Below are 15,411 nucleotides of genomic sequence, written 5' to 3'. Positions count from 1 at the left end.
TGATGAGTGAATCCAATACTGAAGGGATGATGAGCCCCGAACCTGAGCGCGGGATTCAGGAGAAGGATGAGAGGGTTGAGAAGCTACTTGAAGAGCTGGTGGACGAAGTGGAATCGCTTAAATCGGGCATGACAAGGGAGAAGATTCCAGATAAGCTGGGATGGGACGACGTAACCCAAGAGCTGATAGGCGCCGTCACCTTTGCCCTGCCGTTCCTCTTCACGGGAGAGCTGTGGGACGTGGCGAAGGACATCTCGATAGAGCGCTCGCTGACGATATTCATAATGACGCTGGGAATAGCGTACCTCTTTTTAACTAAGTCCCGAATAGGTAACATACGAAAGGAGGAGCTCTTCCACATCCCCAAAAGGCTCTTTACAGTCGCGGGGATTTCCTACACTGCCTCTGCTCTCCTGATTTACCTCTACGGGATAAACTCAGTCGCGCACTTCAACACGGTCCAGTACTTAAACGCGACTGTGTTAATCAGCACATTCGCCGTTATAGGCGCTATAACAGTCGATATGGTGAAGTGAATGAAGGTAGTAACCGGAGGAAAGTACGAGAACCTGGACGAAGCCCACTCCGCGTTTCTCTTCCCTGAGTACGGAAAGAACAGAGAGGAACTGCTGGAGTTTGTAAGGGCACTAAAGGGCGATGAAACCATCGTCACCGCCAGCCTTGAGCTCATCGACCTCTTGGCGGGAAAGTTTCGGAAGGGGGAGGAGAACGTTCTCATCTACTCTGATACAGGGAAAGCGCTGACGCTGAAGGAAGTCTATGAGCTGAGGAAATACCTCGACTTCGACGTCAGGGGCGGCTTTTCTGGAGAGGAATCAAGGGTCAGCGTGCTCTTCGTGGAAGGGAAGACCGACGCCAAATTTTTCAAAGCCGTCTTCAAGAAGCTCTTCGAGCTCAAGGAGAGCAGAGAAGTCCCTCAAAACCTGATGTTCATCGAGCGTGTATTCGAGAGGGACAACTTCGACCTCCTCAAGAGGGCATCGGACGAAACCTACGTTGCTGTGATACCCAGTGAGGGCAACTCCGGGGTTATCAGGAACCTTGGAAACTTCATCCGTGCCATGGAAGTCTTCAACTTCTCGGTTAACAGGATAGGAGCCGCCGTGGATATAGACGAGGACAGGGAATCAGCGCTCCAGGCGATAGAGGGGAAGCTGGCCCAGGTTGGGGCCGAGAAAGGAAGAGCAGGATACAAGGTGGGGATGACGGAGGTCGTCCCGCTCGTCATCGGCCTGCCCTTCGAGGATGAGCTTATAGAATGGAAGAAGCCCACAGTAGAGGACTTGATGCTCCACCTCATAGAACGGGAGGGACTGCTTGGCAGGATAAAACCTGCCCTCAGTGTCCTCAACGAGAGTCTCGGAAGGAAGCTCACCCCGAAGGAGGTCATGTATCTAGCGCTCTCAGCCTACGGCCACTGGGGAAATCTCGAAGGATTTTACGAGCTCTTCGTGATGCGCTCCCGCTTCAGGAATCTGAAGGCGATTTTAAGGGAAGCCGGTCTCATGGATGGGCTTGAGAGGCTGGCCTTCTGGGAGAGGAAAGCAGGAACTTCCAGAGCGGGACGACGCTGATTCTCATGCCGTCTTTCTCTATCATCTCCTCTTCATCCCACGTCACGATGGTGAGACGTCTGCATCCTACAGCCTTTCCGGCACTGATCAGGGCGCTTACTTCCCTCTCAAGACTCTCAGAGAGCGAAAACGTAACCTGTATGAGTTCAACTGGTCTCCCTTCTTTTGCCAAAAGGAAATCCACTTTCCTCTCCCCGGAACCGCCGTAGTAGTAGAGCTCCCATTCGGGTTCCCAGTAGTGCTTTCTCCGCAGGAGCTCCAAGAAAACTGCGTTCTCCATGTCCCTGGCGACGTCCTTTTTGGAGAAGATTGAAAGTCCCGTGTCCACCAGGTAGACCTTTTTAGGAGCTCGCTGAACTTCCTTTTCAGAGGGGCTATACTTAGGCAGGAAGAAGAAAAAGAAAGAATCCGCAAGGGCCTTTAGATACTCCAAAACAGTGGTCTTTGAGGTTCCAAACTCTGACCTCAGGTACCGGTGTATTGAACTGTAGGAGGAGTACTTTGAATAACTTGAAAGAACCACTTTTATGATGGCATCAATGAGTCCAAAGTTCCTTATCCCGTGTCTTTCCACGATGTCCTTGGTTATCATCACAGATAGATACTCCTCGAGGATCCGGACTTTATCATCGAAGAGCACCACCTCGGGGAATCCCCCAAACTTGAGGTACTCCTCAAGGAGTTTCTTGAGCCTATGCACTTTCCGTCCGTAAAGGTCCCTTTGTTCCACCTTTTCTCCCTTAAACTCAAGGAACTCCCTGAATGAAAGTGGCAGGAGGGTGTAAGAAATGCCTCGCCCCCTGAGCTGCGTCGCGACTTCCCTTGAGAGGAGCTTCGAAGATGAACCCGTTAAGACAACTTTGAACCCCTCGTCCAGGAGATACCTTACTCCAAGCTCCCAGTTCGGGACGTTCTGGACCTCGTCTAGGAAGAAAAAGACCTCCTTGCCGATGTTCTCTGGATACAGGTCAAAATATGCATCAACTACCGCCGGGAAATCCTTCGGAACGATCCCAAACAGGAGCGGGTTCTCAAAGTTTAAGTAGACATGCCTCTCCCTCTCCCCCCCAATGAGCGAATAGAGCAGGTATGTCTTTCCGGAGCGCCTCGGTCCGATCACCACCGTGGCCTTTCCGGGGTAGACACGCGGCTTCAGCTCCCTCTTGAAAATTCTCGGAAGTTCCCTCTCGTGGAACAGCCGAATGTATCTCTTTATCTCCTCAGCATTCATGGTACATTATACTGTACCAATCCTTATAAGCATTTGGTACATCATATAGTTCCAAAAATTCCCTCCCCATTCCCAACTGACACGAGGCATCGAAGTGCCCCAAAGATAAAGGAAAGCAGAGTTCAGAGCTCGCCCTTCTCCTTCAGCATTGCGAGATAGCTCGTAAAGGCCCCTGCTGAGATAGTGTCACCGAGGCCGACGGTTGAGACGGGGTTTTCCACGAGCCGGGTTGGGATTATGACGACCTTGTACTCCTTGGTTCTCAACCTTCTCTTTGCCTCCTCAAAGCGGAGCTTGACGTATTCGCCGCGCTCGTTGTAAGGGACGTTGAGGCCGACTTTGAAGTCCTCCGGTGAGGTTACCTCCCCGAGGGAGGCCCTAGCCGCCGCCAGGGTTGTGGCCAGTTCGAGGCTTTGCCTGAGCTCTTCCTCGCTCAGTGGGTTGTCGGAATGGGCGATGTACATGATGTAGTAGATCGTGTGGATCTGGAGAAGCTCGAGGTTCATCTCGTCTATGAGTATCTTTCCACCGAGAACCGTGTCCTCGATGCGGTTGTAGGTGAATATCCTGTCGGCGAGTTTGGAGTAGCCTAGGGCATTGAGGACGTAGGCTATCTCTGCCTCGTCCATCCCAACGCTGTCGACGAGCGGGAAGAGATTGTAGATCACCTTCTTTCTCAGCTCGCGGTTCTGGATGGAGGCAAACTCAAGGTGAACCTTCAGGTCCTTCTCCCGCTTGAGGAGGAGGATGTCCTTCTTGGCCTCGCGGAGGTAGTGGTTCGCGTCCTTGCCATCGGAGTAGCGGAGCTTTATCCCTTGATAGCCCGATAGGATTGCTCCGTCGCTCATCAGTCCGATCTCTGGGAGAAACGGCTTCAGCTCAGGTTCAGTGTAGATCCTTATGCTCTCAAAGCGAGCGGAAACTATGAACCTGCCCGAGAAGGGGACGGTTATTCTTTCCTCCCCCAGCTTGAAGGTCGTTCCAGCGCGGAACTCAAAAATCCTGTTGACCTTTATCGGGTCGTTCTCGCGGTAGGCCTCGTGGGGATGCTTGAGAACGAGTTTTCCATCCTCGACGAGGGGATAGAAGAGGTTTCTCTTTGGAACGAACATCATAGCCTGCTTTCTCGCCAGATGAGGGGTGTAGACGATAACCTTCCTGAAGTCGAGGTTGGCGAGGAGGTTCGCTATTATCCCAGCCTGACCGCCCATCCTCTCAACATCGTAGGTGAAGTGAGAATCGAACCAGGAGTGGAGCTCCTCATTAACGAGAGGAACTGCCATCGGCTTCCCTGTCTTGAGGGCGTGAACAAGCCTGGCCACGAAATCAAGGGGCTCGTTTATCTGCCTTGGGTACTCTTCAATCCTCCGCCTTACAGCTTCCGCACCGAACTCGTCTATGAGCCTCTGGACGATCTCACCGTTGAGATAAACGATCGCATCAACGTTCGTGTTGTACGCTGTGAACACCGAAAGCTCCCTGGCCTTCTCAAGGATCCCCGTGACCATATGTATCACCCTCAGTGACTAACAGTCTGAGGATCTTAAAAGGGTTTCGGGGCCTTTATTATCCTGTTATATCAAGTTTTCAGAAATTTTAAATATGAGAAAGTATATACAGTATTCGAAAACATTCGAGGTGCTAGAACAATGAGGAGAATAAAAGAAACACTCGGCCTTGTTCTGTCCCTCCTGATACTGGTGGTAGGGACAGGGACTTTCATTGGCCAGAATATAGCCTCCGGCGCACCTGCTCCTGAGCCAGTGATAACCGGAATGGACATTCAGCCTGTGGCCTGCTGGGGATACGTCAGGATTGGGGTAAGCCTGAACAACTATGGAGGAACAACTGCAGTAGGGACGCTAAAGATATACGTGGATGGAATAGAAAAATACAGCGGTGGATTCGAGGTGCATCCATACACCCCCACTGTGGAGGAAGTTTCCCTGAGAGTGTTCTCCGGCCAGCATTCGTTTAAAGCTGAGATAGTCTATCCCGGAGGCATTAGTTCAAAAACCCAAACCGCCACTTTAGAGCTGGACGCTGACTGCGATGGTATCATGGATCTCGAAGACATGGATCCCTTTGGAGACGCTCGGATCATGGTTTACGTTCTACGCGCAAAGGCGATCGATGCAGTTCCCGATCCAATCCTGCATTCTGATCCTGACATGAGCGTCGATATAACCGCGAGGTCAGGGGATTGGGATTCATCAAAAACGCTGAACTTCAAAAGCGACACCAAAGACACCGAGTCTTATACTGGCAAAATCGTGCCAGGAATTGACATCCTAGGCAACTTGCAAAACTATGCAGTAGGAGAAGCTGTATTCGACGTTCCGGATAGTGCCGAGATCGTGGATATAACGTTCCAGCTCCGTGATAGGGACGACGACCCAGACGATCCCATTGATATATCCCCCGGCCCAGGAAACGCAGCTACGATACACTACAATCTCAGAACGGGAACCTGGAGCGGCGATGATTATCCAGGCGATGAGAAACAGTACTACGGCTACGGTCACCTCAGCGGATGCGGCGACGGCTCATGTGGTATTTCGGCACATGACCCGGGCAAAGACGTGAAAGTGTACTCCAAGTATGAGAACATTCTAAAGAAAAACGGGATCAACGGGAAAGTCATCAGCGCTGTCTCCCCTGAGGGAGTGAAGGAGGTAAGAGGCCCCTCCAAGAGGGGATGGGTACAGGTCTCCAGGCCTAGGAGTGTGGAACTGGTGACCGTTGAACTGCCCAATGGGAAGCTCAAGAACTTCACCCTGGTGAACACGCACGGTGCGAGGGTGAGCCGGCTCCTCAGCGCAATGTCTCCCGGTTCGCCCCAGGGGGACGTTGTCCTCTCCCTTGGAGGGAAGAAGACCAAGATCAAAGGGCAGGTCGTCACGTACTCCTCGGATGGAGCCCCAGACGGGGAGATCTGGTTCGTGGTAACTGTTCTGGGTTCCGGCGGCGAGGGCGATGGGATCCCCTACTGGCGCGAGGTCGAGCTGAACGAGGAGCTCGAAGCGGCGGGGCTTCCCTGGAGGTTCGATCCCACCGACGGGTACTACCTCAACGACGATTCCCTGCGCGATGAAAGCAACGATAACGACTCCTACGGAGACTACGACGGCGATGGGGTTCCAAACATCGTCGAGCTGATGATTGGAAAAGACCCGGCGAAGAGGGACATTCTAGGGATTAGTCTCAAGGTTTCTACAGAGTGGCCCCTGAGCGAGGGGGACAAGAAAAATCTGATTTACAGCATCAGGAAGGCGAGCGATTTTGTTTACGACTACACCGACGGGTACGCGATGATAACCAGCGTGCAGATATGGGACAACAAGAGGCACTGGAATGATGCAGACGTGAGGGTGCACGAGACTGGAGTTCTCCCACAGACTGAAGGGGAATTTCTCTATCAGGGATGGCCAAGGGCAGACCCTGGAGGATACTGGAGGGGAGGTCATATTATGATGTCCAAAAAGTTTGAGCGGTATACGCCGCCTACCGGCACTGCCAGTATTGGGGACGTGCGCTGGGGCAGAACGCTCGCCCACGAGCTCGGCCACTACGTATTCTGGCTTGGAGACGAGTACATGGATTGGCGGGGGAACTCTTACTATTGGAATTATATAACGTGCGATGATTTTGCATGCTATTTCGATAGGGATGTGTACTACGCTGCTCCTGACTCGGTTATGAAGCACGAATGGTCCTGGAGCGAGCTGAGCACTCCCAAGGATTACGAGGAATTCCACCAATTCCTGACAGACAAGTACGGTGACTGGAAGCCATACACTACGTACCAGTGGGCAGGTGATATGGATCCCCAAACTCAACAGATAATCGAACAATGGACTCGCTCTGCATGGGAAACCTTATACACAATTCTCACGGGATCAAATGAGCCCCCATGGCTATCAAAACTGGATTACATGAAGGAAAGACCGCTACTCAATATTAATCTCAGAATTGACGAAAACTTCACACCCAAAACGGGGCCATATACCGGAGTCGGTTACTTTATGGAGGTGACCTGGGGATGAGGAAAGGCCTAGTAATCCTCAGCGTTCTTTTACTCTTTTTCTTGCTTTTCAGTTATTTCTACCTCCCCTCAGAGCGTATGAACGACCTTTATCAAAAGATTCCAGAACAAGTCAGGCAAAATTCTCAACTTCTTGCCGCTTATTATTCCTCTCAAACTGGTTTAAACGGGTTCAGAGAGTACCAGTTCGCTTTGTACGATCCAGAAAACAAGACCATCAGCGTTTACACTTTCAAGACGTATAAATTCTTGAAGATCTGGCCGAGGATGAAGAAAAACAAAATCACTTGCAAGACTCCTTTTAACTATTCCCTCTTATCAACAAGTCCAGAAAAGTTGAAGGATTTCAAAAACTGCGATAACTGCAGAGAGTTCCTCTATAACGGCAAGATTTACAGGGATGAGGAGATCGAGAACATTTACCCGTCAATTGAAGAAGTAATCAAGGGCAAGGAAAATGCCACTTACGTGAAGCTCTCCCTCCTCAAAGACTCGGAAATAAGCACGGGAGCAATGGAGCTGTCATCTTCAACTGGGGACATAATTTTTTACACGGATTACATTTGGCATGGGAGGGGATTGCTCTACTTGCCGAGCCCCATGTTAAATTTCACAAGGGGTGTTGTTATAGAGTTCTTGCCCGTGGACAACGAGACCATCAAGCGAGTGATTCACTATCCTGGGAACATCACACTCTCAGACGAGTTCAAAATTACGGAGTACTACCGTGTTAATATCACGCAGAACTTGACTTGGACTTTAAAGGAAGTTCTAATAAGACAAATTCTCCAAAAGCTCGACTCTAAACAGCTTCAAAAGGTCATCGAGGAAGACTCAAGGGTTAGATTTGAAATATCAAAAGAACCATTATGGGGGGAGACACCGAGACTTGAAGCTTGGATAATATGGATAGACAGAAAGAACAGAATTTATGGAGGGTTGAAAGTTTATCCCACCGAACTAACCCGCGAAAGAAGATTTAAGTCCCTCCTCGGTTACCGCTGTAGCTAACAGGGTGATCTGGGGATGAGGAAACTTATCTCTTTCCTCTTCATTTTGTTCCTGGCCGTTTGGAGCCTTAAGGCATACCAGGTTCACCAGACCCTCACAAATCCGGAGAAAATGCTCCAGCTTTCAAAGGAAAACGGAAATGAAGCCCTCATCGGATCCTACGTGAAAAAAGGAACACTCGGACCAAAATGGGAACTGGTGTTATACAACCCTCAAACCCAAGAAGTCGCGATAGTTTCCCTGAGCGAGAAAATTAGCATAATACCCAGGCTCACGAAGAAGCTCAAGGTTTATACTACCCAATACGATTACTCACTCCTCACCATTGACCCAAAATTGATCAAGAGGTGGAATGGGGATACTCCAGCGCTTCTCTTCAATGGAAAATGGCACTACAAGCCAAATACCAATCAGACTGCTGTCTTCCAAAGCATATCGGGGACTAATGCCACAATAATTGGCCTATTCTACTCGAAAGACGACTTCTGGATGGGATTCGATAAAATTAGAGTCTGTAATTCAGATTTTGGATATCCTTCAGCAGGACCTGGAAGTATTTTAGTCCCACCAGACGTTACTGGGACTGGTTCACCGACTGTCTCCGCAGTGATTACGAGAAAGAACAACAACTCAGAGACACTCCTAACCTTCTTTGACGGGACAGTTTTGAACCTGAGCACGAGAACAGCCCCTGAATGTAGCCTTTTCCTCTTTGGGGGCAGACTTGGGATGGCAATCTGCAGCAAAGAAGGCAAGAAGAACTTGGAAGGGAGCATGCAGAGGTTTTCAAACTGTACATCTGAAGTTGAAGATTCAGAAGGAATTCGTAAAGCGTGGGAGCAAAACATGGAATGGGATAGATCGGGAAGAATGGCCCTTTTCATTGGCAGGCCTGTGGATGGAGCCTCTAGAAAATGCAGTAATGAGGCAATATGGATCGCTGTAACCCTCAAATGCAATGGGTGTTGTGGCGATGAAAGATCAGGAAAACTCGGATAGGGTTATTTAGAGGTGATCTGGGGATGAGGAAAGGTATAGCAGCCTTCAGCTTCCTTTTACTTTTCCTCTTACTTTTCAGTTATTTCTACCTCCCTTCAAAGAGCATGAGTGATCTCTACCAGAAGATTCCGGAGCAAGTTAGGAGAAACTCGCAACTTGTTGCCGCTTATTATTCCTCTCAAACCGGTTTTAGTGGATTCAGAGAGTACCAGTTCGCTTTGTACGATCCGGAAGCGCGGAAAATTAGGGTCTACACTTTCAAAATAGTAAAGCTTCTCAAATTTATTCCAGCTATGAGGGATGACGTAGTAGGTTGTGAGGCTTCTTTCAACTACTCAATCCTTGCAACTACTCCAGAAGAACTCAAAAACTTCAAAAATTGCAACAATTGCAGGGAATTCCTCTATAAAGGTAAGATTTACAGGGATGGGGAGATCGAGAGCATTTACCCGTCAATTAATGAAGTCATCAAAGGCAAGGAGAACACTACTTACGTAAACCTTGTACTCACCAAGGACGAAGAAATCTCAACGGGCAAAATAGTAGAATGGGTAGGAGATAAAGGAATACTACGAGGCCCCTTGGGTTATGGGGGTTTGCTTCACTTGCCTTCTTCTATGGGTGCTCCGTGGAGGGGTGTAATACTGGAGTTCATCGCTGGAGAGAACGGTACGATTAGGGTGGTCGCTCATTATCCGGGCAATGTTACACTCTCAACAACGGCGAAAGTCAAAGCTCCAAGTAATAAAACGTGGACGCTGGAGGAAGTTTCCTTGAAGGATATTGTTCAAAAATTGAAGTCGGAGGAACTCGTGAGTAATATTGAAGGCTCCATCCGCTTTGAGTTCTCGATCACGAGAGAGGATGGAAGAATTGAAGCGTGGACAACCTGGGTGAATCCCAGGAAAGGCGTTGAGGGGATTTGGAGAATATACCCCCAAGGAAAAATCAAGCGCGCAGGGTTCAGGAAATTCGGCGGGTACGTGTGCACTTGGTATGGGAGCGACATACGGGAGAAACTACCCTAACTGGAGGGGGACTCAAAAATGAAGAAACTCTCCCTCGGAATACTCTTTGTCCTCCTCTTTTCCTTCTTCGCGTATAACGCTTACACCTATCACGAGCTCTCAACGGCAGAAGGAGCCTACAAGCTCGCTGGAATACCAAAAGAGGAGGGCTTAATAGCAGTCTATCACGAGAACAATCTCTGGCAGTTCGCGACATATAACGAGAAGACTAACATGCTCAAGCTTTACACTGTTAGCCAGTCAACCCCCTTCTGGTTGAAGAGCAGGAGAGTTGAAAGCTCGAAAACCCTTGTGAATTACTCTTCAGTAATACTGGACTTGGAAGTTTTGAAGGATTACACGCCCCACGAGAGGGCATTACTCTTCAAGACCATCGGATGGAAGTACGATGATGAGATTGATGGCTCGTACTGGTGGAATCTCAGTGAAGTCATTAAGCCGAATGAAACGTTTTACCAGATTTACGCGCTCGGAACAAGTAAAGAGATGTGGATAAGGTCAAAAGAAGTCCTTAGGAGGGACAGTAGATTCGCTGGGGATACCGTGGGGTATGGGAGTATTGGAGTGAACGGCGTACTCGTCTTCCCCTCCTACAAGGACACAAAACTCCTGTGGGTAAAGGAAAAGCCTGGGAATCAGAATAGTTCTGAGGTACTCGCATACTATCCTGGAGTAATCCTTAGGGGTTTGGCGAAAGGAGGAATTGCTTTTACATACCGGGACGTCGACCAGAAAATGGCCAAAGAAATAATCAAAAAACTTGAGACAAAGAATCCTAAGTATGTTCAGCTAATCTTCTACGAGACTCTAAAGCGGGTTCCTGGGTACTACGCCTTTGGAAGATCACTAAACGGCGGATATTGCCAAGTAGAGGCCAAAAGTACCAACCCCACCAACATTACAGACTTAGGGTGCATTTCAAATATTGAACTCAGATGAGGTGACCTTGGATGAAGAGAGCTTTAACAGTCCTCAGCTTCCTTTTACTTTTCCTCCTGCTTTTCAGTTATTTCTACCTCCCTTCAAAGAGCATGAGTGATCTCTACCAGAAGATTCCGGAGCAAGTTAGGAGAAACTCGCAACTTGTTGCCGCTTACTATCACTCCCAAACTGGTTTTAACGGGTTCAGAGAGTACCAGTTCGCTCTTTACAATCCAGAAAACAAGACCCTCAGCGTTTACACTTTCAAGACTTACAAACTCCTGAAAATCTGGCCAAGAATGAAGAAAAGCAAGATAACTTGCAAGACTCCCCTCGATTATTCCATCCTCGCAACGAGCCCAGAAAAGTTGAAGGACTTCAAGGACTGCGATAACTGCAGAGAATTCCTCTACAAGGGTAAGGTTTACAGGGATGAGGAGATTGAGAGCATTTACCCGTCTCTTGAGCAGATAGTTGGAAGCAACAGGAGTACAAGGTACGTTAAGCTCTCCCTTGTCAAATCCTCGGAACTCTCAACTGGAGCAATGGTGCTTGCATCAGGTGACAAAATGTTCTCCACAGACTACGTATGGCACGCTCACGGGCTTCTCTACCTGCCCAGTTCAATGAAGAATCTCACAAGGGGAATCATAGTTGAGTTCCTGCCCCTGAACAACGAGACGGTGAAGCGCATAATCCACTATCCAGAGAACGTCATCTTGAACGATACAATCCGCTTGTCAGAGTATTACAGGATTCCAGTTTCAGATAATACCACATGGACGCTCAAAAGAGAAGTTCTTGCCAATCTCACTCAGGTTTTGAACTCTCAAAAAGTCAGGAAAACGATCGGCACTCCCACTAGGTTCAGGTTCGAGATTTCCAAATGGGGTACCGAGCGGTTAGAAGCGTGGGTTACTTGGACTGACGTGGGAAAGGGAATTTACAGTGAATGGAGAGTATATCCGGCAGGTAAGGTTTACTGGAGAAACTCTAAATTCATAAGGGAGTACCGGTGCGGATGAGGAACGGCAAGACCCGCACTACCATAAAGAAGTGTGCAACCTCAGAGAATGGTATGCTCCAGAGGTGCAGATTGACACATATCAGCGTCGGCTACTTCATGGAGGTGGTCTGGGGATGAGGAAAACACTCCTCGCACTTTCTCTCGTCTTTTTCCTTTTACTGGCATCTTCATTAGTATTATGGGAACGACATGAAGCTACCACTTGCTTCAATACGCCTTCATGTGTTCTAAATAATGCGGGAATTAATGAGGGGATAATTCTCATGCAACATCACGAGAACGAGTGGAGGATAGCAACATATCAGAATGGAACCCTAACACTTCACGTCCTCAAGCTGAAGGGGAACATAATCCCAAAAGTGGAGCATCACGAAAAAAGCGTTAAAACGTACGCTGACTATTCGCCCCTCTCATTTGAAGCAAAAAGAGTTGGGAACCTCAAGAGTGTTAAAGAGGAACTATTAGTAAAGTCCAACGACACAATAAGAATTTTTGAAGGAGCTCTAAAATCTATCCCCTGTCGGGAATTCATAACCCTCTGTCCAGAGTGCAAGGCTGCCCTGGGGGATGGCTGGGAGCTCGTAAGGCTGGGGCACACTAACGTCACTGGAGGATATCTCGTATTTCCATCGAAAGGCAAGTGTGCATCATCATTCGTATTGAAAATTCTGCCGCACAACGGTACTCATGACCTTATTGAGATAGAGTATCCAATCGGCACTGTCTACGGCTATGCTCCAAGGCTCAACTTGCCTCAGATTGAGCGCACAAACCTTCCAACCAATGTTTCCCAGTACTTTGACTCAGCTTGGGGGATCCTCGTGATGAACGGGGAAGTCGTCCTTAACCCCGATCCTTGGAACATTGTTGATGAACTGGGAGAATGCAGAATGGTTTCCCAAATCACAATTTACAGCAATGGAAGCGTGAAAAGACATGACTATGGAAAACCGTGCTGGAGAAGATAGAATCTCATTTTGAGTGGGAGGTAACGCCATGAGGTCTAAGAAGTTCGAGGAGTACACGCCTCCCACAGGTACTACCAGTATTGGGGACGTGCGCTGGGGCAGAACGCTCGCCCACGAACTCGGGCACTACGTATTCTGGCTTGGGGACGAGTACGAGGACTGGAATCAAAGGTCTTATTACTGGCACGAGCCATACTTTGACGTCTACCAATATGCCGCCCTAATCAATCCCCTCGCCGCGATTCTAGTAGCACCGCATCCAGTTTACGATGCCGCCCCGCCTTCAGTCATGAAGCACGAATGGTCCTGGAGCGAGCTGAGCACGCCAAAAGATTACGAAGAATTCCACCAATACTTAACAAATGAATACGGTGACTGGAAGCCATACACTACGAATCAATGGGGAGATCCCTCTGTGGATATATATGACGAAAAGAACGACAAACAGATTTGGCACTGTTCCGCTTGGGAAACCTTATACACAATTCTTACGGGCTCAAATGAGCCACCTTGGCTATCAAAACTGGATTACATGAAGGGAAGACCGTTACTCAATATTAATCTCAGGATTGACGAAAACTTCACACCCAAGACAGGGCCGTATACCGGAGTCGGCTACTTCATGGAGGTGATCTGGGGATGAGGAAAGGCGTAGCAGCCCTTAGCTTCCTTTTATTTTTCCTCCTACTTTTCAGTTATTTCTACCTCCCTTCAAAGAGCATAAGCGATCTCTACCAGGAGATTCCAGAACAAGTCCGGCAAAATTCCCAGCTTGTTGCCGCTTACTACTACTCCCAAACAGGTTTTAACGGGTTCAGAGAGTATCAGTTCGCTTTTTACAATCCAGAAAGCAAGACCCTCAGTATTTACACTTTCGAGACTTACAAATTCTTGAAGATCTGGCCAAGAATGAAGAAAAGCAAGATAACTTGCAAGACTCCCTTTAACTACTCACTCCTAGCAACGAGCCCAGAAAAGCTGAAAGACTTCACAAACTGCGACAACTGCAGACAACTCCTCTATAAAGATAAGATTTACAGGAACGAGGAGATTGAAAACCTTCAGCCAAGATTAGATGAACTTCTGAGACCTGACTTAAATTACTGGAAGGTTACTGGAATAAAAAGCCAGGAAATTTCCATTGGGGCAGTTAGCATGTATTCGGGCGATACTATTCGAGACATAGGCTTTGAAGGATACCCCGGAGCACTTATCCTGCCCAGCCAGGGAAAAGACGTTGAGAAAGCCACATGGATAACCATTTATTTGGACGATAGACCCAGAGTGGCCATACATTATCCCGAGAATGTAACGCTCCATTCCATTTATCAACAAGATGTCAATAGCAGTACACTATGGACGGCTGAAAACCCCAAGCTTCAGGATATTATAAGGGGGATCAAAGAGTTTGGAGAGTACTCAGAGAAAGCGTGGAGGTTCAAAGTTTCTATATGGGATCCTGACACAGCGTGGATTGAATGGATAATCCCGGAAGAACGCACCTACGCTTACTTGAAAATTGGAAAAGACCCCATTCCTCTCAGGAGAATACACTTCAGGAGGGTTTACATAACTCACTGTTCAATCAACTGAGAAGAGGAGAGTCAGAAAACCTCTAGAATCAAAACAACAACCAGAAAAAGGGGGATAACCTAAGATGAAGAGAAAGCTCTTCGCTGCTTTTATTCTTTTCCTTCTTTTCATCGGGTACTTAGCTTATCTTAACTCTCTTCCTCCGGCAGTTAGGGCTTACAAAATGGCGAGGATTGCAGAGAACGAGCAACTCATTGCCGTGTATCATGATACGAGCTTCTGGCAGTTCGCTACATACAATCCAGAAACTAGGAAGCTGAAAGTTTACGCCATCTACTCAGAGAACCCAATTTTGCCATGGGGGAACGATGTTAAAAGCGTTGAAACACCCCTGAACTACTCGCCCCTCGCACTCGATTTAAAACTCCTCGAAAAAGCCCCAGAAGAGACCCCAGCACTCCTCTTCAACGGAAAATGGTACACAAGAGAAAACCCACTAAAATTCCCAAGAGCGGAGGATGTGAACAGGGAATTTTGGGATAAACCATTGAGGAGCCTTACTGCCTGCTGGGCTGGGAGAGAATTATGGGTCGGGGGAATAAGGCTCGTAGGGGGAGATGCAGTTCACGGTTCAGTTGGCTCTGGGAAAGTACTGGCAATTCCAAGTTTGGAGGAAAACCCAGGGAAAAAATTTGTATGGTATGCCGAAGTCGCTGTCAACAACGAGATCTCCACGTATGAGGCCCTTTATCCCGGCAATATCAGGATTACAGGGCGCGGGAAGGCAACTGACTTAAGACCTTTCCGCTTTACAGACAAAACCGTGAGCACTGGGCTTGGTGCTCTTAAATACCTTGAGGGAACACAAACAGCCTTTATTAGTTTGATGTACTATGCAAACCCTGACGGTTCGGGGGCTCATGCCGGCTTTATAGCCCTCACCAGATACTGGAAGGGCATATCCATGAAAGAGCAGCTCCCACCTGCATACTCCACGATGGAGGGCACGGACATCCCAGCAAACATAACCGAGTAAAAGGGCATGTGGTAAGG

Annotated in this window: 15 protein-coding genes; 13 read left to right on the top strand and 2 right to left on the bottom strand. The window is 48.5% G+C overall.

Features of this window, described 5'->3' with window-relative positions:
• Positions 1-2: 2 nt before the first annotated feature.
• Together A3L09_RS05620 and A3L09_RS05615 are read left to right on the top strand one after the other, a co-directional pair.
• Complete coding sequence (locus A3L09_RS05620) at positions 3-536, top strand: DUF2391 family protein (RefSeq protein WP_394335191.1); 534 nt, start codon at positions 3-5, stop codon at positions 534-536.
• Positions 537-1,595, top strand: a complete 1,059-nt coding sequence (locus A3L09_RS05615; RefSeq protein ID WP_088858017.1) for a DUF3226 domain-containing protein — start codon at positions 537-539, stop codon at positions 1,593-1,595.
• Here the strand turns inward: A3L09_RS05615 and A3L09_RS05610 are convergent.
• Together A3L09_RS05610 and pfkC are read right to left on the bottom strand one after the other, a co-directional pair.
• Positions 1,525-2,826 carry an ATP-binding protein gene (locus tag A3L09_RS05610; RefSeq protein WP_088858016.1) on the bottom strand — a complete coding sequence of 434 codons (1,302 nt, stop codon included), beginning with the start codon at positions 2,824-2,826 and terminating at the stop codon, positions 1,525-1,527. The two genes, A3L09_RS05615 and A3L09_RS05610, sit on opposite strands and share 71 nt — an antisense overlap.
• A 122-nt stretch (positions 2,827-2,948) precedes the next feature.
• A complete protein-coding gene (pfkC, locus tag A3L09_RS05605) occupies positions 2,949-4,334 on the bottom strand; it encodes an ADP-specific phosphofructokinase (protein WP_088858015.1) in 1,386 nt (461 codons plus the stop codon).
• A gap of 141 nt (positions 4,335-4,475) precedes the next feature.
• Between pfkC and A3L09_RS05600 the strand changes: the two genes are divergently transcribed.
• From A3L09_RS05600 to A3L09_RS05555, 11 genes are all read left to right on the top strand, one after another.
• Positions 4,476-6,872, top strand: a complete 2,397-nt coding sequence (locus A3L09_RS05600; RefSeq protein WP_232473479.1) for a hypothetical protein — start codon at positions 4,476-4,478, stop codon at positions 6,870-6,872.
• Positions 6,869-7,882, top strand: coding sequence for a hypothetical protein (locus A3L09_RS05595; RefSeq protein ID WP_232473478.1), 1,014 nt, complete (start codon positions 6,869-6,871; stop codon positions 7,880-7,882). Before A3L09_RS05600 ends, A3L09_RS05595 begins: the two co-directional genes overlap by 4 nt.
• Before the next feature lie 15 nt (positions 7,883-7,897).
• Positions 7,898-8,881 (top strand): hypothetical protein, encoded by a 984-nt coding sequence (locus A3L09_RS05590; protein WP_088858013.1) that lies wholly within the window; start codon positions 7,898-7,900, stop codon positions 8,879-8,881.
• 23 nt (positions 8,882-8,904) lie between these two features.
• Positions 8,905-9,909 (top strand): hypothetical protein, encoded by a 1,005-nt coding sequence (locus tag A3L09_RS05585; protein ID WP_088858012.1) that lies wholly within the window; start codon positions 8,905-8,907, stop codon positions 9,907-9,909.
• An 18-nt stretch (positions 9,910-9,927) separates the two neighbouring features.
• A complete protein-coding gene (locus A3L09_RS05580) occupies positions 9,928-10,848 on the top strand; it encodes a hypothetical protein (protein ID WP_088858011.1) in 921 nt (306 codons plus the stop codon).
• Positions 10,849-10,859: 11 nt separating this feature from the next.
• Positions 10,860-11,855, top strand: a complete 996-nt coding sequence (locus A3L09_RS05575; protein ID WP_088858010.1) for a hypothetical protein — start codon at positions 10,860-10,862, stop codon at positions 11,853-11,855.
• On the top strand, positions 11,852-11,974 hold the full coding sequence (locus tag A3L09_RS11080) for a hypothetical protein (RefSeq protein ID WP_257789802.1): 123 nt from the start codon (positions 11,852-11,854) through the stop codon (positions 11,972-11,974). Before A3L09_RS05575 ends, A3L09_RS11080 begins: the two co-directional genes overlap by 4 nt.
• The gene (locus tag A3L09_RS05570) at positions 11,971-12,825 is read left to right on the top strand and encodes a hypothetical protein (protein ID WP_232473477.1); all 855 of its coding nucleotides are present in this window, start codon (positions 11,971-11,973) and stop codon (positions 12,823-12,825) included. Before A3L09_RS11080 ends, A3L09_RS05570 begins: the two co-directional genes overlap by 4 nt.
• A 28-nt stretch (positions 12,826-12,853) precedes the next feature.
• Positions 12,854-13,468 (top strand): hypothetical protein, encoded by a 615-nt coding sequence (locus A3L09_RS05565; RefSeq protein ID WP_088858009.1) that lies wholly within the window; start codon positions 12,854-12,856, stop codon positions 13,466-13,468.
• Positions 13,465-14,418, top strand: a complete 954-nt coding sequence (locus A3L09_RS05560; RefSeq protein WP_088858008.1) for a hypothetical protein — start codon at positions 13,465-13,467, stop codon at positions 14,416-14,418. The genes A3L09_RS05565 and A3L09_RS05560 overlap by 4 nt, the downstream gene beginning before the upstream one ends.
• A gap of 64 nt (positions 14,419-14,482) precedes the next feature.
• A complete protein-coding gene (locus tag A3L09_RS05555) occupies positions 14,483-15,394 on the top strand; it encodes a hypothetical protein (RefSeq protein WP_088858007.1) in 912 nt (303 codons plus the stop codon).
• Positions 15,395-15,411: the final 17 nt, after the last annotated feature.

Source organism: Thermococcus profundus (genome assembly GCF_002214585.1).
Classification (GTDB): domain Archaea; phylum Methanobacteriota_B; class Thermococci; order Thermococcales; family Thermococcaceae; genus Thermococcus; species Thermococcus profundus.
This window is presented reverse-complemented; position numbering and strand designations above follow the sequence as displayed.